The following is a 17,253-nucleotide window of genomic DNA, read 5'->3' as shown; positions in this document are numbered from 1 at the left end:
AGATCAGCCGATCAGTGCTCATCGAGAAAGTCGACGGTGAAGTCCACCACGTCGTCGGCGAAGAAGTCGCGGAAGAAATGATCCGCACCATCGACGGTGTTCACCGTGATGTGCTCCTTGTCCTCGACCGCATCCATCCGCTCCGGCAGATCTGCCACCACGTCATCCTCGGACCCGATCACCACCAGCGTCGGGGTCTGGATGCCGTCGATCACGCTTGGCGTGTTGTGGACCGGGGCAGGATCGTAGTAGCTCAGGAACGCATGGGGTGCGACATCCAGTTCGCCACATTGCAGAAAACGCACGCCTTCCAGCATGGAGCCGTCGCCACGGTCGTGTTTCTCCTGGGCGCGGGCCAGTACTTCACCCAGTGGTTCCCCGGCCTGATCTTCGTAATCCGCCGCGACCTTGTCCGCATCAAAGGTGGACGGAGCGACCAGAACCATCGCGCGGATGTCGTCCGGATCGTGCTCGGTCAGATAGCGGGCCACCTGGTTGCCTCCACGCGAATGCCCGAACAGCGTGACCGGGCCATAGCCTTCGCCCTGCAGCCACTCCTGCCAGAGCGCGACCTCTTTCATGTGCTCGTCCACGCCATGATGAATCGGCGCGTCGCACTCGAACATCCCCTCACGTTCGTCGATCCCGTAGCTCAGGTTGATCGACAGCGTATTGTGGCCTCGATCGGCCAGCTGATCCTGGACCGCCTGCATGACCTCCATGCGGCCGTGGGCGAGCGTGCCATGCAGCATCAGCACCACACCGTCTTCAGGCGAGGCACCGGCCCCTTCCTGGAAATGACCGATCAGGGTCAGGTCGTCATGCTCCAGCGTGACCTTGTCGGCCGCAAACGCCGGGGCTGAAGCCAGGCAAGCGGCCGCACAGGCCGTCGTGATCCATGAATGCCGCATCTCAATCTCCTTGGGTCGGGGTTGGAATCATTCTAGTAATCCCGCGAATGACTAGACTGTCACGAAACAATAAAAATTCCCGACCCTTACTCTGTTTATTGCATCCGCCGTTGCTGCGTCTTGCCAAATCAGCGTTTCCTAGAGACACCACGAAGTGACACGGACATTTCCTGCGCCGCCCACGGCCTGTAACCTGAGGGGCCTTTCGCCCTCCTGGACGCCCCTGACCACACCATGACTGCCGCACAGCCCCTGCCCCCGGATTCCACTGCGCTGGATGCGCTGGCGGCTGCGATCATGGTCCTGCAGCAAGAGCTGCCCGCGGATCGGCTGATCCTGGAGGCCCACGAGCGCCGCACCTACGAATGTGACGGGCTGTCCGCCTATCGCCAGACCCCCGGCGCCGTCGCGCTGCCCCACACGCGGGAGGAACTGCTCACCTGCCTGCGGGTATGCCGCGAGCACCAGGTCCCGATCGTACCCCGCGGGGCGGGCACCGGACTCTCGGGCGGGGCCCTGCCCAGTGCCACCGGGTTGCTACTGTCCCTGGCCCGCTTCAACCGCATACTGGAGATCGACGCCGACAATCGCTGTGCGGTCGTGCAACCCGGCGTACGCAACCTCGCCATTTCCGAGGCGGCTGCCCCCCAGGGCCTCTACTACGCCCCGGACCCCTCCTCCCAGATCGCCTGCTCGATTGGCGGCAATGTCGCCGAAAACGCCGGCGGCGTGCACTGTCTGAAATACGGCCTCACCGTGCACAACGTGCTGGGGCTGGAGATGGTCACACTGGATGGCGAGATCATCCGCCTGGGCGGCAAGACCCTGGACACCGCGGGCCCCGACCTGCTGGCGCTGATGATCGGCTCCGAGGGGATGCTCGGCATCGTCACCGAGGTCACGGTGCGCCTGCTGCCCCGGGCGGAACGCACCCAGGTCCTGCTGGCGAGCTTCGACGAGGTAGAGGCCGCCGGGCGCGCGGTGGCCGGGATTATCGCGGCCGGGTTGATCCCGGCCGGCCTGGAGATGATGGACAACGCCGCGATCCGCGCGGCCGAGGACTTCGTGCACGCAGGCTATCCGGTGGACGCCGCCGCGATCCTGCTATGCGAGCTCGACGGCACCAACGCCGAGGTCTCCGAGGACATCATGGTGGTGCGCCGCAAGCTGCTCGAGCTTGGCGCCACCGAGGTTCGCACCGCACGCGACGCCCAGGAGCAGGCCCTGTTCTGGGCCGGGCGCAAGGCCGCCTTTCCGGCCGCGGGCCGAATCTCGCCGGACTACTACTGCATGGACGGAACTATCCCCCGTCACCAGCTCGGTACCGTGCTCGAGCGCATCAATGCACTGTCGCGCGAACATGGCCTGGGCGTGTGCAACGTCTTCCATGCCGGCGACGGCAACCTGCACCCCCTGATCCTCTACGACGCCAACCAGCCCGGCCAGCTGGAAACGGCCGAGGCCTTCGGGCAGCAGATCCTGGAGCTGTGCGTGGAAGTTGGCGGGACCGTGACCGGCGAACACGGCGTGGGCGTCGAGAAGCTCGACGGCATGTGCGTGCAGTTCGCGCCCCTCGAGCTCGAGCAGTTCCACCGGCTGCGGCAGGCCTTCGATCCGCTCGGCCTGCTGAATCCCGGCAAGGCGGTGCCCACACTGGCACGCTGCGCCGAGTTCGGTCGCCAGCACGTGCATGGCGGCCAACTCCCGCACCCCGACCTGCCGCGCCTTTAGCGCCAGAACCCGGGACACGGGGCGTCGCCGAGTGAAGTCCCCGCAACACTCTTGTAAGGTGAACGCGAGCACAAAGGCCACGGGTCCCCAACGCCCGTGCTATATCCATGAAGCGATCCCAGGACCAGCGCGAGGACACCGAGGACCCGTTCAACCAGGGCGTGGACAATACCCTGCGCCTTCTGCACCAACTCGCCCCGCTCGACACCTGGATGCTGACCCGGGTGGAGGGGGACGAGCAGATCGTGGTGCGCGCCGACGATCATGGCTACGGAATCGAGGCCGGCACGGCCTTCGACTGGAGCAACTCGTTCTGTATCCGCATGCTGGAAGGCCGTGCGCCCCAGATCGCACCGGATGCTGCACGCGAGCCTGCCTACGCCGAGGCGCTGAGCGCCCTTGCAGCGGCGGGCGACCAGACCCCGATCGGCAGCTACATTGGCTACCCGGTGCAGGATGTCGACCACCAGCTGTATGGCGTGCTCTGCGCCATTCACCCGGAGACGCTGGCGGACTCGCTGGTCGAACACGACGAACCGATTCGCGCGGCGGTGAGTACGCTCGAGGCCCTGATACGGATGCGCCACCAGGTTGACTCGCTCGAGCGCGAACGCGAGGCCCTTCTTCTCGAGGCCCACACCGATACCCTGACCGGCACGTACAACCGCCGCGGCTGGGGTCTCGCACTCGCGGCCGAGGAAGACCGCTGCGCCCGCCATGGCCTCCCGGCCGGCGTCGTCATGATCGACCTGAACGGTCTGAAGGCCGTCAACGACACGCAAGGCCACGAGGCCGGTGACCGCCTGATCGCCGCGGCGGGACGCGCCCTGCTCGAGACCGTGCGTGACATCGACACCGTGGCCCGCCTGGGCGGCGACGAATTCGCAGTCCTGTTCCCCGAAACACCGATCGACTATCTGCCCGACCTGACCGAGCGCCTGCGCACGGCACTGGAACAGGCAGGCGTGTCGGCCGCCCTGGGCGCATCGGCGCGCGAGGTCCAGGGCGACCTGCCCGACGCGCAGGCCCGCGCTGACCAGGCGATGTACGCCGAGAAGCGCGCACAACGCAATGCCTCATAGGGAGGCGCACGATTCGATCAGTGTCTCCCGGGCCCCCGCTACCGAGGAACCGGATCGCGGAATCCCGAACCGGCCCTAGAACAACGCTGCCCACCGGGTGTCGATGGTTTACCATGCCCCTTTTCGACCCCGCGCGTTCGGGCGCCCCAGCGAATCTTCGAGGCCGTTTCATGAGCAAGACCGTCACGCTGACCGACAACACTACCGGCAAGAGCATCGAGTTGCCGATCCAGGAGGGTGCCCACGGCCCCAATTGCATCGACATCCGTGCGCTGTACAAGGAACTCGGTTACTTCACCTACGACCCGGGGTTCATGTCCACGGCCAGTTGCCGCTCGGATGTAACCTTCATCGACGGGGACGAGGGCACCCTGCTCTACCGTGGTTATCCGATCGAACAGCTGGCGGAAGGGAGCACCTATCTCGAGGTCTGCTACCTGCTGCTGAACGGCGAGTTGCCCTCCTCCGACGACCTGCACGACTTCTCGCGCATCATCAAGGACCACTCGATGCTGCACGAGGCGGTCCGCCGCTTCTTCGACGGCTTCCGTCACGATGCGCATCCGATGGCGATTATGGTCGGCGTGGTGGGGGCCTTGTCGGCCTTCTATCACGACAACGTCGACGTGCATAACCCGGAACACCGCCGCATCGCCGCGCACCGGCTGATCTCCAAGATGCCAACGATCGCCGCCTGGTCGTACAAGTACGCCCACGGCCAGCCGTTCATGTATCCGGACAACAACCTGTCCTACACGGCCAACTTCCTGTCGATGATGTTCGGGGTGCCCAGCGAGCCCTACCAGCCGAACCCGGTCTTCGTACGCGCACTGGACCTGATCCTCATCCTGCATGCGGATCACGAACAAAACGCCTCAACCTCCACCGTGCGCCTGTCCGGCTCTTCCGAGGCGAACCCGTTTGCCGCGATCTCGGCCGGCATCGCCTCGCTGTGGGGTCCGCTGCACGGGGGCGCGAATGAAAAGGTCGTGCGCATGCTCGAGGAGATCGTGAACTCCGACAAGAGCGTGCAGGACTTCGTCGCCCGCGCGAAGGACAAGAACGACCCGTTCCGCCTGATGGGATTCGGCCACCGCGTGTACAAGAACTACGATCCGCGGGCGAAGATCATCCGCAAGATGTGCCACGAACTGCTGGCCGAGATGGGCGACATGGGCGCCGAGAATCAACCGCTGTTCGACGTCGCCATGGAGCTCGAGCGCATCGCGATGGAGGACGACTACTTCATCGAGCGCAAGCTCTATCCGAACGTGGACTTCTACTCCGGCATCATCCTGCGCGCGATGGGCATCCCGCTGAACATGTTCACCGTGATCTTTGCGCTGGCCCGCACGGTGGGCTGGATCTCGCACTGGAACGAGATGATGCAGGATCCGGAATCACGCATTGGCCGTCCGCGCCAGCTCTACACCGGGCACCCCTCACGCGAGTACATCGCGATCGAGGAACGCTAGGAACGTTCTAGGGAAACACTGATCAATGTACACGCTCGCGCTCGAGTCGCTTTTACGTGTGAACAAGGCGCGGTGACTGCCGTGCAGTCATTCTGCACAAGGGAGCCGCAACGCCGTGCGCGCGCCCGTTTTTGATCAACAACGGGCGGCCGAGCCCCTGCTTTAAATGGATTGTGGGGTTGGTACCCCAGGTTCCCCGATCCCGCGTTGCGCCGCTTGCGGGTAGAACCACTACCCGTTGCACGACGCGCCTTGTCTCGGAAAACCTGGGGTACCAACGCGAGCGTGTACATTAATCAGTGTTTCCCTTGGCGCTCCCCCTCCCTTGCCGTGCGACTGCGCCAGTGCTATCACTGGGTAAACAACGGACGCAAGGGAGGGACCGTCCATGACGCTTGATCGCTTTTTCCTGGTGTTTGCCGGGATCGTTGTACTGATCAGTGCCCTGCTGACCTGGGCCGCCAGTGGATGGTGGCTGCTGCTGACGATCTTTATCGGCGTCCACCTGATCCAGTCCGCCTTTACCGGATTCTGCCCGCTGGCCATGGTGCTGAAGAGCCTGGGCATGAAGCCCGGCGAGATCTTCCACTGAACCGACCTGTTCCGGCACGTGTGCGGACCCACCGACCAGTGGGCCCTTGTATTTCTGTGTCTGCGGGCACATATTAGAGTTGTCTAATAGATAACCCGGGAGAATCCCCCATGAGCATCGATCGCATTGTCCTCGCCTTTGCCGGCACCGTCGTCATCATCAGTGCCATCCTGGCCTGGGTGTTCAGCCCCTGGTGGCTGCTGCTGACCCTGTTCGTCGGCTTCAACCTGCTGCAGTCGGCATTCACCGGCTTCTGCCCGCTGGCCATGATCCTGAAGGCCATGGGCGTCAAGCCCGGCGAGGCCTTCAACTAGGTCCGCAATATGGCAAGGCCCGGGCCGCTCGGTCCGGGCCTTTTTGCTTTAAGGGAACACTGAACAGTGTTTCCTTAAGGGCCTGCAAAACGCCCCGCCCTGGCGCACAATGGAGGGGCACCCAAACCAGCCTCCCACGATGCTCTCGCTGATCCCGCGTCTGTTCCAGCGCGCCCCCGAACCCGACACCGAGGCCCGCCAGTGGGTCCGCGCCGTTACGCTCTGGGCACGGCGCCAGGCCGTCTGGGCGCAGCCGCTCGGTCAGGCCCACCTCGTTCTGCCGATTCGCGAGCATTTCCCCGGGCAGGCCGATACCCGCCACGGGATGGCGCAGATCGTGTTCGACGCCGTATGCAGCCATGCCGGCTTTGCCGACGGCCCGTTTCGGCTCGCGCAACCGGATGACCTCCTGGATAACCCGGTGCCGATGGGCTCCTGGGGCCATGCGCCCCGCCCCGAATCCATACCGATTCCCTACGATCCCCGGCTGGTCGGCGAGAACGAGGCCCTGATCGGGCACTTTGCCCGCGAGATCGCGCTGAGGCTCCTCCCCACCTCGGAAGAACCTGCCCCCTCGCAGGAGGGCAACGAGGGGCATGTAGCCGAACTGCTGGCCACACAGATGGGATTCGGTGTGATGCTCGCCAATACGGCCTTTCACGTGCGGGTCGGTGGTTGTGGCTCCTGCAGTGCCCCGAGTGCGGAACGCCAGGCATCGCTTGGGCGCGACGATCTCGTCTACGCGCTGGCCCTGTTCTGTCACCATCAGGGCATTGCCCCGAGCCGGGCGCGAACCTTCCTCAACAAGCCGTTGCGCCCGGTGTTCCGCCAGGCCACACGCAGCCTCGCGCAGCAAGCTCGCCAATCGGCCTGATCAGCTCTTCGTCGGGCGCCTCCATGCCCACGGCACGACCAGCAGGCTTTCCAGGGGCCCCTTGCGGAACAGTCGGCGCCAGCCCACCGCAAACAGCATGAACAGCCCGGTGAATACCGCGACCACCACCAATGCGGGGCCAACGTCCTGCTTGAAGACCACGTCGTCGCGCCACAGGGCGATCACAACCAGGTGCAGCACGTAGAAGGTCAACGCCAACTGGCCGGTCGCGACCAGCGGCCACAGCGCACGCCCGAGGCGATCCGCCGCCACCAGGCACACGGCAAGCACGGCTACCGCCACCCCGGTCGCATTCAACAGCCATAGCGGACGTTGGCTGTGGGCCTTCATGTCGGCGAGATCGGCCCAGCGCAGACCTCCGCCTGGCTCGCCCAACCACGCAAAGAGGGCGACATGCAGCGCCCAGGCCACCCCTGCAACGGCGGCACCCACCAGCAGCATCCGCAAACGCAGCGCATCGCTGCGCAGATCGCAGCGGCCCAGCCACAGCCCCACCACAAACGGCACGATCCAGGTGATCAGCGGGTACGGGCCCGAGAACAGGAGGGCGTGCAGCATTACACCGGGCGGGTTGTCCGGCCCGATACCGACCCGCTGGAAGGTATCGGGGTCCAGCATCTGGCCATATAGGTACAGCGGTGGCCCCAGCACCAGGGCGAACAGGCCCACCAGGAAGAGCACCGTGGTGCGTAACCGCACCAGCCCGATGGAGAGTACGAAAAACAGGGCATAGGTCTGCAGGATCACGTTCAATTCGCTCTGCATCGCCTGCAGGGCCAGACCCAATGGAAACAGCAGCAAGGCACGCCAGAGGAGTTGCCCGGCCAGGCCCTCGGCCGCGACACGCCGCGAGGCCGCCAGGAACGAGATTCCGACCCCGGCCACCAGCATGAACAACACCGAGGCCCGCCCATGCGGTAGCGCGTACCACTGGCCTGCAACCGAATCGAGACGAGTGGGCCCCACATGCACCATCAGCATGCCGATCATGGCCAGCGCACGGGCCGCATCGACCCCTTCCATCCGTCGCCGGGCTTCCGTGGCGTTACTCAAGCCCACCCAATCTCCCAAACACTTGTGGCTCCTCGTTCTCACCACCCGACCGTGCCCGATACGCGCCGAGAGGTCACCCGTCAGACGAGCGTTTCGCCGATCACGTTCGTATTCCACCGGATTGCGAAACGCCCGAGCAATGACTAGATAACAGATGGGATCCAAACAAAGGAGTCGCTCCCATGCGCATGACCAAGCTCACCCCCCTGTTCCTCGCCGGCGCCCTCGTATTCGCCGCAAGCCCGGCGCAAAGCAGCGAGGGCACCTTCAACACTCCGACGCTCCTCCCCGAACTCGCCGTCAAGGCGGTCGAGGCGGCCATGGAGGCCTGTCGTGATCGCGATACCCAGGTCGCGGTGGCCGTCGTGGATCGTCACGGCGTAACCCAGGCCGTCAAACGCGACCGCTTCGCCGGGGCTCATACCGTCGATACCGCCGTATCCAAGGCCTGGACGGCGGTCAGCTTCCGTACCGATACCCTGGAACTGCGCGAAATGACGATGCCGGGCGAAGCCGGTTACGGCATTCAGCACCTCCCCAATGTCACCATCCTGGGCGGCGGTGTGCAGATCACCGATAACGGGAGCATCATCGGCGGCATCGGCGTCTCCGGCGCCCCCAGTGGTGAAGTCGACCACGAGTGTGCCGAGGCGGGCATCGAGGCCATTGCCGACGACCTGTTCTAGCCCTGCAACGAACAAGGCCCTTCCCGCTCGGGAAGGGCCTTCTACTGTCCGGACCTTGGTAGCAGCCAGGACCGGTGGTGCTAGCGGGCCTCCATCCGGTACAGCCCGCCGTCGGACTCGTCTGTCAGCACGTAGATATGCCCGTTCGGGCCCTCGCGCACATCACGGATGCGCCCGATCTTGCCATGCAGCAGCTCCTCCATGTGCACAACTTCGTCGTCCTCGATCACGATGCGCAGGATACGCTCGGCGCGCAGGCCGCCGGCCAGCAGATTACCCTCCCAGGCCTCGAAGCGATCCGAGGTGATCAGCGCCAGCCCGGAGGGCGCCAGCGTAGGCAGGAACTCGTAAATCGGGGGAATCACATCGTCCGATTCACGGGCATCTCCAAACGGGCGCTCCGTCGGATATTCACGTCCACGTGTGACACCCGGCCAGCCGTAGTTACCGCCAGCCTCCATCCGATTGAGCTCGTCCCCGCCGCGCGGACCATGATCGGTCAGCCAGATCGTGTCATCGGCGGGATCGACCACCAGCCCCTGCGAGTTGCGCAGGCCGTAAGAATAGATGTGCGGCTGGGCGTCGTCACGGTCGGCAAACGGGTTGTCGGCCGGGGCCTCGCCATCCTCGGTCAGGCGCAGCAGCTTGCCGGTGTGGCTGGACAGGTCCTGGGCCGGCTCCTCCTGGCGGCGGTCGCCGATAGTCATCAGCAGGGTGCCGTCGGCGAGCCAGGCGAGGCGAGAACCGAAGTGGCCATGATTGCTGCCCCCGCGATCCTGCTCGAAGAGCTTCTCGAAGTCGTGCAGCTCGCCATCCTCCAACAGGCCACGGCCCATCGCAGTGTAGGACTGATCTTCGTCACCAGAGGAATAGGTCAGGTATACCCAGCCGTTGTCACGGAAGTCCGGGTGAAGGGACACATCCAGCAGCCCGCCCTGGTCGCGGGCCACCACATCCGGCACACCCGCCACCTCGCGGACCTCGCCGTTCCTGCGGATGTGCTTCAGCGCGCCGGTACGCTCGGTGACCAGATAGCCTCCACCGGGCAGGAACGCCACCGACCACGGGTGTTCCAGATCGCCCGCAACCCGCACCAGGTCGAACTGCTCGTATTCGGTGCTGATGCCGGACTCGACCGTCTCGCCGGCCTGGGCACCACCGGCCAGCAGCGCCGTGGCGGCCGCAGTACCAACCAGACTGCGCCAGACAGGGCCGTAATTCGCCATGACAACCTCCCGTTCTTTCCGTGAAACCACAACCATGCGACCGACAGGGTTTCCCGGTGTTCCCGCAATCGGCTTGCCCGTCGGCACGGTCTCAGCGGAGAAAGGGCGGCTTCAGGCCTCCGGGCGCAGGTGCGGGAACAGCAGCACATCGCGGATGGAGGCGCTGTTGGTCAGCAGCATCACCAGGCGGTCGATGCCGATGCCCTCGCCGGCCGTGGGTGGCAGGCCGTATTCCAGGGCGCGGATGTAGTCGGCGTCATAGTGCATCGCCTCGTCGTCGCCGGCGTCCTTCTCCGCGACCTGGGCCTGGAAGCGCTCGGCCTGGTCCTCGGGGTCGTTGAGCTCGGAGAAGCCGTTGGCGATCTCGCGCCCGCCGACAAACAGCTCGAAGCGGTCGGTCACGAACGGGTCTTCGTCGTTACGCCGCGCCAGCGGCGAGACCTCGGTCGGATAGGCGGTGATGAAGGTCGGGTGACGCAGTTTGTTCTCGGCGGTGTACTCGAAGATCTCGGTCCACAGCTTGCCGAGGCCGAAGCTCGCCTTGATCGGGATCTCCAGGCGCTCGCAGTGGGCGCGTACCTTGTCGATGTCCGCCAGGTCCTCGCTGGTGATCTCCGGGTTGTGCTCGAGGATCGCCTCGCGCACCGTCATGCGCGTGAACGGCTGACCGAAATCGTAGGTCTCGCCCTGGTACTCGATGGTGGTCGTGCCCAGCACGTTCTCGCACAGCCCGCGCAGCAGCGTCTCGGTGCGGTCCATCAGCGCGTGGTAGTCGACGAAGGCCTCGTAGAACTCGAGCATGGTGAACTCGGGGTTGTGCCGGGTGGACAGCCCCTCGTTGCGGAAATTGCGGTTGATCTCGAAGACTTTCTCGAAGCCGCCGACGACCAGGCGCTTCAGATACAGCTCCGGCGCGATACGCAGATACAGCGGCATGTCCAGCGCATTGTGGTGCGTGGCGAACGGCCGCGCGGTCGCGCCGCCCGGGATCACCTGCATCATCGGGGTCTCCACCTCGATGAAGTCCTCGCGTTCGAAGTACTCGCGGATGTAGCGCACGATCCGGGTGCGGGTGCGGAACAGCTCGCGGCTGTCCGGGCTGGTGATCAGGTCCACGTAGCGCTGGCGGTAGCGCTGTTCCTGGTCGGTCAGGCCGTGGAACTTCTCCGGTAGCGGGCGCAGGCTCTTGGTCAGCAGGCGCAGCTCGTCCAACTGGACCGTCAGCTCGCCGGTCTTGGTCTTGAACAGCGTGCCCTGCCCGCCGACGATATCGCCCAGGTCCCAGTGCTTGAAGGCCGCGTAGGCACCCTCCGGCAGGCTGTCACGCTGGGCGAACAGCTGGATATCCCCGGACTGGTCGCGCAGGCGGACAAAACTCGCCTTGCCCATCACGCGCTTGCCGATCATGCGCCCGGCCACGGTCACGCGGATCCCCTGCCCCTCCAGCGCCTCGCCTTCGGTGTCGTCATGCGCGGCGTGCAGATCGGCCGCCAGGGCATCGCGGCGGAAGTCGTTGGGGAAGGCCGGGCCGGCCTCGCGCAGCTCGTTCAGCTTGGCGCGACGCTGGGCGATCAGCTTGTTCTCGTCGGTAATCTCGGTCATCGGGAATCCCGGTAAAAGAAAGCGTTACAGCCCACTCTTAAGGCTGGCTTCGATGAACTGATCCAGGTCGCCGTCGAGCACGGCCTGGGTGTTGCCGACCTCCACGCTGGTGCGCAGGTCCTTGATCCGGGACTGGTCGAGCACATACGAACGGATCTGGCTGCCCCAGCCGATATCGGACTTGGCGTCCTCGGCCGCCTGCTTCTCGGCGTTGCGCTTCTGGATCTCCATCTCGTAGAGCTTGGCCTTCAGCTGCTTCATCGCCGTGTCGCGGTTCTTGTGCTGCGAGCGGTCGTTCTGGCAGGCCACCACGATGCCGGAGGGCTCGTGGGTAATGCGGATGGCCGACTCAGTCCGGTTGACGTGCTGCCCACCGGCCCCGGAGGCGCGGTAGGTATCCACGCGCAGATCGGCCGGGTTGATCTCGATCTCGAAGCTGTCGTCCACCTCCGGCGAGGCGAACACCGACGCGAACGAGGTGTGCCGGCGATTGCCCGAGTCGAACGGCGACTTGCGCACCAGGCGGTGCACGCCGGTCTCGGTGCGCAGCCAGCCAAAGGCGTATTCGCCCTCGATACGCACAGTCGCACTCTTGATACCGGCGACATCGCCCTCGGAGAGCTCGATGATCTCGGTCTTGAAGCCGTGGTTCTCGGCCCAGCGCAGGTACATGCGCAACAGGATGTTGGCCCAGTCCTGGGCCTCGGTGCCGCCGGAGCCGGCCTGGATGTCGAGATAGGCGTTGGCCTCGTCCATCTCGCCGGAGAACATGCGCCGGAACTCCAGTGCCTCGACCCGCGCGGTCAGGGCCGCGACGTCGGCCTCCACCGCCGCTGCCGTCTCGGCATCGTCATCGGCCTCGGCCATCTCCAGCAAGTCGCGGCTGTCGGCCAGCTGCGTGCCGATCTCGCGGATGTTGACGACGATGTTCTCGAGCTGGGCGCGTTCCTTGCCCAGCGCCTGCGCACGATCCGGGTCGTTCCAGATGTCCGGGTTTTCCAGTTCGCGCTGGACCTCTTCTAGGCGTTCTTCCTTGACCGGGTAGTCAAAGATACCCCCTAAGGCCTTCCAGGCGGCCTTTCAGGTCATCAATCTGGGTATACAGCGGATTCAGTTCCATGATGCGTCGATTTCCGGTGTGCGGGTGGGCAGAAAAGCCGCGCAGTATAACACCCCTGACCCGGCGTCTGGCGCACTCGGGTCCAACCGGACGGGGTGCGTCAGAGGACTCGCGCGCGCCGCCAGAAGGCCAGGCTGTCCCGGCGTTCCAGCACCCTGGGCGGCTCCGAGCGCGCAAGCGGATCGTGAAACTCCAGCGCCTCCAGGTGTCCCTTCCGAAGCAGAGGCAGCAGAGGCCGTACGACGTCATCGGCCAGGGACTGCATCACCTCCGCATGGCGTTCGAGATCGCGCGCGCCTGCCAGGGCATCCAGTACCACGACGGTATCGCGCACCGCCTCCGCCGCGGCGGCCGGATCCGGATTCCAATCAAGCGCCGTCCAGTCCGCCAGAAAGTGCGCGACAGGCCCACCGCCACAGACCGCGCGCACGGCCGTGGCGCCCTCTGGACGCCCCGGTGACCAGAACCACAGCCCGTGAACGGGCTCGCGCCCGGATTGCTCGCGCGCCTGGTTCACCGGATGCTGGAACCAGGTCATCTGCAGGGCGTTGTTTAGGACCTGCAGACGGCGCGCGACGTCACTGTCCATCGCACCCCGGCTCATCGAGCGACCCCAGCCCGCTGAGGGCGGCTCGCCCGCTCCATCCCCCTCGCCCTCCATTTCCAGGAGCCACAGCCCAGCCGACGACAGCCGCAGCGTGGCCCCCGCCGCTTCCAGATCCGGACGCGCGGCCTCCCACAGCGCCTCGCGCTCTTCCCGGTGGACCTCGAAGACCGGATCCGCGACCAGGTCCTTCATCCCGGGCGTCAGCCGCACGGGCCAGGCCAGCCACAGGCGCGATCCCGAGACCGGCTGCTCGAAGCCCAGCCGCCGCGCGAGCTGGACCTCCCAGCCCTCCCGGGCATCCGCCGGCGCAGCTACCAGCGGGCGTGCTCGGCCCAGCCAACGCGCCAGATGCCGGATTCCCGGGGGATCCTCGCCGTCCTTCGGCAAGGCCGCCTCGGCACGCCGAAACAATCCGGGCAGCAGAAGCGTCACCCTCGCCATCTCGGGTCTCCCCTCGTCGCGGCCGTCCCTCCCCTGCAAAGGCGCATCTCGATCCCCCCGTGGCTTGATCCACGGCCATGCTACCACCGAGGCGGATGTCTCCCGAGGAACGGCAACCCCTTGATTGTGGTCTACCGTAGTAAGCAGCCCAAATTTCCAGGTGCGCCATGGACGAGCACAAATTTTTTGCAGTCGCCACCATCGGCGGGTGGACCAGTCCCGTCCTGGGCCTTGTTCTGCTGGGCCTTGCGGGCATTGTTGGTGCTCAAGGCGCGGCCGGACCCGCCGAGGCCCCGGATAACGGGCCCGACAACGGTTTCGAGGTGGATGACTACCCGGAAGGCTCCCAGATCGACTGGCAGTCCTGGGACAGCGAACTGTTCGAGGAGTCGAAGGAGCTCGAACGGCCGATCTTCTTCTACTTTCACGGGCAGTGGTGCACCTGGTGCCGCGACTTCCAGGACGAGTCGCTGGAGAACCCCGACGTCGTCGACACCATCGATCAGCACTACATCCCGGTCCTGGTCGACCTCGACGAGCGCGCCGACCTGTTCCGCCGCTACGGTGGTCGGGGTCTGCCGTTTGTGGTGATCGTGAACCACGAGGACGAGATGCTGACCCGCTTTACCGGGCATGTGAATCCACGCGACCTGCAGGGCATCCTGGAGGCCCAGCGGGACATGTTCTCGGTCACCGGCCGCGAGATCACGCCGGACGACGCCGCGATCAATGACCTCGACCGCTTCCGCGAGATGCTCGACGAGGTCTACGACCGCTCCGGCCACCGCCTGAGCGGCAGCGCGGCCTTCGGCACGCTGAGCAAACGCCCGCAGCCCTGGACCTATCGCTTCCTGCTCGACGAGGCGGACTGGGGAGACCGCATGCCCGCCATGCTCGACCAGATCGCCGCCGACCTGTACGACGGAGTGGAGGGAGGATTCTTCTTTTTCCACGACTGGGATCAACGCGATCCGGTCCTGGCCCTCGAAACCTCCAAACGACTGGACCAGAACGCCGCGTTCCTCTGGCTGTATGCCGAGGCCTACGAGCGCTTCGGCAAGGAACATCACGCCGAATTCGCCCGCGGTATTCGCGACTATCTGCGCGACCAGCTCTGGGACGAGGCTCAGTCGCGCTTCGGCAATAGCCAGTATGCGGATCGCGACTACTACCAGCTCGACCCGGAAGAACGGCTGGAGACCGATCCCCCGCGGGTGGACCGCAACACCTATGCGGACAGCTCCGGCCAGGCGATTGCCGCCCTGGCCAACATGGCCCGGGTCATGGAGGACGAGGACACCCTCGACTGGGCGCGCGAGGCCATGCAGGCCCTGGACCGGTATCTGGGCACAGAGGCCGGCTTCCTGCACGGCATCACCGCCGACGGGCGCCCGGCGATGGAGGGATACCTGCCCGCACAGATCTGGCCGGAGATCGCCCGCCTCGAATTGGCCCGCGCGATCGAGGCGCTGGAGGGCGAGAAGCCCGATCTGCCCGATCCGGTCGCCGCGCTGGACCGCCTGAAGCCGTTCTTTGACGAGGAGCTGGAGGCGCACGCCGAGCGTGTCGGATCGGACCTTGAACCGTGGTCAGAGACGCGCAGTCAGGCTGCACTGGCCTGGTGGCTGCACCGTCTGCCGGAAGAGATCGTAGAAGAATCCCACATCGATCCGGAGAAGGTTCGCGCGCGGCTGCACATCGAACCCGGCGCCGATCCCGACGACGTGGCCATCGGCTTCCAGGCCCTGCGCGCCGGCATCCCGGGACTGGACGACTGACCTAGTCGCCCCCGTCGAGCGGGTGAATCCGCACATCTCCCTCGTCGAGCATCTGCGTACCCCGCTCCGGTGGGGGCACGTCGGCGTAAGGGTCGCCGTTCCAGTGCCCCTGCTGCCAGCTCCAGCCAAACAGGGCAAGATTCGCCAGCAGCAACAGAACGACGAACCAGCGCATCACGAGCCCCCCTCCGCGCGTGCAATCTGCCACAGGCCTTCCAGCACGAGGTTCTCGCGCAGAGTGACGAATTCGGTGAGCTGCCCGGCAAGCCAGGATGCATCCCCACCGTGTAGCCAGCAGACGGTGTCATTGCCCAGGTGGGTGCGGGCCTCGACGATCAGGCGATCGACCGCGCCGGAGAGACCCAGCGTCAGTCCGCGCTCCAGGCCCTGTTCGCTACCAAGCCCCGGTGTCGAGTCGAGGGTCGCGGGCCAGTCACCCGGATCACGCGGGGCAACGCGGTCGGCCAGCCGGGCCTGCAGCGAATCCCAGCCCAGCTGTCGCCCCGGCAGCAAGTACCCGCCCCGATGCCGACCCTCGGCATCCAGCAGGTCGACCGTAATCGCGGTTCCCGCATCCACCAGCACGCAGGGCCCCGGCCCTTCCGCCCGGGCCGCCACCAGTGCACAGAAGCGATCCACACCCAGCTGGCCTTCGGCATAATCACTGCGCACGCCATAGCGCCCGCCCCCGTGCGTTCCCACCCAGTGGATGGGTACCGCCGCCCCCACCGCGTCTTCCAGCGCCGCCTGGCGCTCCGGGCTGCCGACACGGGCGGCCCAGATCGCCAGACCAGCGTCTTTCAGCGCCTGAGCACAATCATCAATCGCGAGGCTTGTGCCCTCGTCCAGCACATGACCGGCCGCGTCGCGGCGCTGCCACTTGATTCGGGTACTGCCGATGTCGATCAGCGCGCAGTCAGGCATGCCCAGCCCTCCGGATGGATACTTCTCCTGCGTCGAGATGATGCAGGACGCCCGCCTCATCCTCGACGCGCAGACGCCCCGAATCCAGGCAAATGCCCCGGGCAATGCCCGACAGGCCCGTATCCGGTACCTGGATGGGGCGTCCGGCCAGCACATCGAGGCGGTCGAGATCGTCCGCCAGCGCCGCCAGCCCCTGTGCCATCAGCAGCGAATGCAGGCGCATCTGCCAGCCTGTCACCTCGGCCGCCAGCGCCAGCCAGTCGGGCCCCTGCCCGTCTGACAGGGCTTCCAGGTCGGTCACCTCGCGATCCAGGCCGAGCGCTCCGGAACCCCGGCGATTGAGCCCGACCCCCACCACCAGGCGCCCGGGCCGATCCGGCCGGGGAAGCCGCTGCTCGACCAGGATACCGCCCAGCTTCGCAGCGCCTACCACCAGGTCGTTCGGCCACTTGAGACCCGGGCCTTCCACACCGAGCGCCTCCAGCGCGCGGATGACCCCGATCCCCACGCCGACCGGATAGGCCGCAGGCACCGGCTGGTTGGCGGCAATCGGCCAGGAGAGCGAGAGGGCCAGGCCGGCATCCGGGGGCGCCACCCAGGCCCGGCCTCGTCGCCCCCGCCCAGCCAGCTGCTCGCGCGCCAGACACACCCTGGGGCCGGCATGCATCTGCGCGGGGTCGAGCAGTCGTGCATTGGTGGAATCCACCCGTTCCAGCACCTCCACCAGCGGCGGTTCCAGCGCGGTTCCCGCCAGGGCCTCGCGCAGCAGCCCTTCCAGTTGCGCAGTTTCCGGCGCCATAATGGGATCGGTCGTCT

The 17,253-nt window shown here is 66.0% G+C and carries 17 protein-coding genes; 8 read left to right on the top strand and 9 right to left on the bottom strand.

Annotated elements, in window-relative coordinates; genetic code table 11:
* Positions 1–11: 11 nt before the first annotated feature.
* Entirely contained in the window at positions 12–911 is a 900-nt protein-coding gene (locus F468_RS0112350) for an alpha/beta hydrolase (protein WP_018139083.1), read from the bottom strand.
* A 234-nt stretch (positions 912–1,145) separates the two neighbouring features.
* On the opposite strand from F468_RS0112350, the gene F468_RS0112345 reads away from it, so the two are divergent.
* The 6 genes from F468_RS0112345 to F468_RS0112320 all read left to right on the top strand — a co-directional run bounded on the left by F468_RS0112345 (position 1,146) and on the right by F468_RS0112320 (position 6,979).
* The gene (locus F468_RS0112345) at positions 1,146–2,642 is read left to right on the top strand and encodes an FAD-linked oxidase C-terminal domain-containing protein (RefSeq protein WP_018995277.1); all 1,497 of its coding nucleotides are present in this window, start codon (positions 1,146–1,148) and stop codon (positions 2,640–2,642) included.
* Positions 2,643–2,749: 107 nt separating this feature from the next.
* A complete protein-coding gene (locus tag F468_RS0112340) occupies positions 2,750–3,724 on the top strand; it encodes a sensor domain-containing diguanylate cyclase (protein WP_018995276.1) in 975 nt (324 codons plus the stop codon).
* 170 nt (positions 3,725–3,894) lie between these two features.
* Positions 3,895–5,199, top strand: coding sequence for a citrate synthase (locus F468_RS0112335; RefSeq protein WP_018139086.1), 1,305 nt, complete (start codon positions 3,895–3,897; stop codon positions 5,197–5,199).
* A gap of 388 nt (positions 5,200–5,587) precedes the next feature.
* Positions 5,588–5,791 (top strand): DUF2892 domain-containing protein, encoded by a 204-nt coding sequence (locus F468_RS0112330; protein ID WP_018139087.1) that lies wholly within the window; start codon positions 5,588–5,590, stop codon positions 5,789–5,791.
* Between the two features lie 110 nt (positions 5,792–5,901).
* Entirely contained in the window at positions 5,902–6,105 is a 204-nt protein-coding gene (locus F468_RS0112325) for a DUF2892 domain-containing protein (protein WP_012982402.1), read from the top strand.
* A gap of 139 nt (positions 6,106–6,244) precedes the next feature.
* Complete coding sequence (locus F468_RS0112320; protein WP_018139088.1) at positions 6,245–6,979, top strand: hypothetical protein; 735 nt, start codon at positions 6,245–6,247, stop codon at positions 6,977–6,979.
* Here the strand turns inward: F468_RS0112320 and F468_RS0112315 are convergent, their stop codons facing one another.
* Positions 6,980–8,023, bottom strand: a complete 1,044-nt coding sequence (locus tag F468_RS0112315; protein WP_018649381.1) for an acyltransferase family protein — start codon at positions 8,021–8,023, stop codon at positions 6,980–6,982. It abuts the gene before it with no gap.
* A 212-nt stretch (positions 8,024–8,235) separates the two neighbouring features.
* On the opposite strand from F468_RS0112315, the gene F468_RS0112310 reads away from it, so the two are divergent.
* Complete coding sequence (locus F468_RS0112310) at positions 8,236–8,739, top strand: heme-binding protein (RefSeq protein ID WP_018139090.1); 504 nt, start codon at positions 8,236–8,238, stop codon at positions 8,737–8,739.
* A gap of 80 nt (positions 8,740–8,819) precedes the next feature.
* On the opposite strand, the gene F468_RS0112305 is transcribed toward F468_RS0112310, so the two are convergent.
* The 4 genes from F468_RS0112305 to F468_RS0112290 all read right to left on the bottom strand — a co-directional run bounded on the left by F468_RS0112305 (position 8,820) and on the right by F468_RS0112290 (position 13,735).
* The gene (locus tag F468_RS0112305) at positions 8,820–9,965 is read right to left on the bottom strand and encodes a PQQ-dependent sugar dehydrogenase (RefSeq protein WP_018174506.1); all 1,146 of its coding nucleotides are present in this window, start codon (positions 9,963–9,965) and stop codon (positions 8,820–8,822) included.
* Between the two features lie 111 nt (positions 9,966–10,076).
* Complete coding sequence (lysS, locus tag F468_RS0112300; protein WP_018174505.1) at positions 10,077–11,567, bottom strand: lysine--tRNA ligase; 1,491 nt, start codon at positions 11,565–11,567, stop codon at positions 10,077–10,079.
* 24 nt (positions 11,568–11,591) lie between these two features.
* Positions 11,592–12,687 (bottom strand): peptide chain release factor 2 gene (gene prfB / locus F468_RS0112295; RefSeq protein WP_155987368.1). Its coding sequence is split into 2 segments (ribosomal slippage): positions 11,592–12,614 and positions 12,616–12,687, totalling 1,095 coding nucleotides; the frame shifts between segments, so codons are not numbered across the junction.
* Positions 12,688–12,787: 100 nt separating this feature from the next.
* Positions 12,788–13,735 (bottom strand): hypothetical protein, encoded by a 948-nt coding sequence (locus F468_RS0112290; RefSeq protein WP_018649379.1) that lies wholly within the window; start codon positions 13,733–13,735, stop codon positions 12,788–12,790.
* Between the two features lie 167 nt (positions 13,736–13,902).
* Here F468_RS0112290 and F468_RS0112285 point away from each other — a divergent pair, with 167 nt between their 5' ends.
* A complete protein-coding gene (locus F468_RS0112285; protein ID WP_018995275.1) occupies positions 13,903–15,513 on the top strand; it encodes a DUF255 domain-containing protein in 1,611 nt (536 codons plus the stop codon).
* Position 15,514: 1 nt separating this feature from the next.
* Here the strand turns inward: F468_RS0112285 and F468_RS14600 are convergent, their stop codons facing one another.
* Genes F468_RS14600 through F468_RS0112270 form a run of 3 tightly spaced genes read right to left on the bottom strand, consistent with a single transcriptional unit; the run spans position 15,515 to position 17,236 of the window.
* Positions 15,515–15,688, bottom strand: a complete 174-nt coding sequence (locus F468_RS14600; RefSeq protein ID WP_018649377.1) for a hypothetical protein — start codon at positions 15,686–15,688, stop codon at positions 15,515–15,517.
* The gene (locus tag F468_RS0112275; protein ID WP_018995274.1) at positions 15,688–16,437 is read right to left on the bottom strand and encodes a type III pantothenate kinase; all 750 of its coding nucleotides are present in this window, start codon (positions 16,435–16,437) and stop codon (positions 15,688–15,690) included. Before F468_RS0112275 ends, F468_RS14600 begins: the two co-directional genes overlap by 1 nt.
* Entirely contained in the window at positions 16,430–17,236 is an 807-nt protein-coding gene (locus F468_RS0112270) for a biotin--[acetyl-CoA-carboxylase] ligase (RefSeq protein WP_018139098.1), read from the bottom strand. The genes F468_RS0112275 and F468_RS0112270 overlap by 8 nt, the downstream gene beginning before the upstream one ends.
* Positions 17,237–17,253: the final 17 nt, after the last annotated feature.

The organism is Thioalkalivibrio sp. ALJ2 (assembly GCF_000378325.1).
GTDB lineage: Bacteria > Pseudomonadota > Gammaproteobacteria > Ectothiorhodospirales > Ectothiorhodospiraceae > Thioalkalivibrio.
Note: the sequence above shows the minus strand (reverse complement) of the source record. Positions and strands in the feature narration are given on the sequence as shown.

Excerpts from the sequence above, each read along its gene's own strand:
- F468_RS0112350 (WP_018139083.1), bottom strand. The coding sequence starts at position 911 with ATGCGGCATTCATGGATCACGACGGCCTGTGCGGCCGCTTGCCTGGCT.
- F468_RS0112345 (WP_018995277.1), top strand. The coding sequence starts at position 1,146 with ATGACTGCCGCACAGCCCCTGCCCCCGGATTCCACTGCGCTGGATGCG.
- F468_RS0112340 (WP_018995276.1), top strand. The coding sequence starts at position 2,750 with ATGAAGCGATCCCAGGACCAGCGCGAGGACACCGAGGACCCGTTCAAC.
- F468_RS0112335 (WP_018139086.1), top strand. The coding sequence starts at position 3,895 with ATGAGCAAGACCGTCACGCTGACCGACAACACTACCGGCAAGAGCATC.
- F468_RS0112330 (WP_018139087.1), top strand. The coding sequence starts at position 5,588 with ATGACGCTTGATCGCTTTTTCCTGGTGTTTGCCGGGATCGTTGTACTG.
- F468_RS0112325 (WP_012982402.1), top strand. The coding sequence starts at position 5,902 with ATGAGCATCGATCGCATTGTCCTCGCCTTTGCCGGCACCGTCGTCATC.
- F468_RS0112320 (WP_018139088.1), top strand. The coding sequence starts at position 6,245 with ATGCTCTCGCTGATCCCGCGTCTGTTCCAGCGCGCCCCCGAACCCGAC.
- F468_RS0112315 (WP_018649381.1), bottom strand. The coding sequence starts at position 8,023 with ATGGAAGGGGTCGATGCGGCCCGTGCGCTGGCCATGATCGGCATGCTG.
- F468_RS0112310 (WP_018139090.1), top strand. The coding sequence starts at position 8,236 with ATGCGCATGACCAAGCTCACCCCCCTGTTCCTCGCCGGCGCCCTCGTA.
- F468_RS0112305 (WP_018174506.1), bottom strand. The coding sequence starts at position 9,965 with ATGGCGAATTACGGCCCTGTCTGGCGCAGTCTGGTTGGTACTGCGGCC.
- lysS (WP_018174505.1), bottom strand. The coding sequence starts at position 11,567 with ATGACCGAGATTACCGACGAGAACAAGCTGATCGCCCAGCGTCGCGCC.
- F468_RS0112290 (WP_018649379.1), bottom strand. The coding sequence starts at position 13,735 with ATGGCGAGGGTGACGCTTCTGCTGCCCGGATTGTTTCGGCGTGCCGAG.
- F468_RS0112285 (WP_018995275.1), top strand. The coding sequence starts at position 13,903 with ATGGACGAGCACAAATTTTTTGCAGTCGCCACCATCGGCGGGTGGACC.
- F468_RS14600 (WP_018649377.1), bottom strand. The coding sequence starts at position 15,688 with ATGCGCTGGTTCGTCGTTCTGTTGCTGCTGGCGAATCTTGCCCTGTTT.
- F468_RS0112275 (WP_018995274.1), bottom strand. The coding sequence starts at position 16,437 with ATGCCTGACTGCGCGCTGATCGACATCGGCAGTACCCGAATCAAGTGG.
- F468_RS0112270 (WP_018139098.1), bottom strand. The coding sequence starts at position 17,236 with ATGGCGCCGGAAACTGCGCAACTGGAAGGGCTGCTGCGCGAGGCCCTG.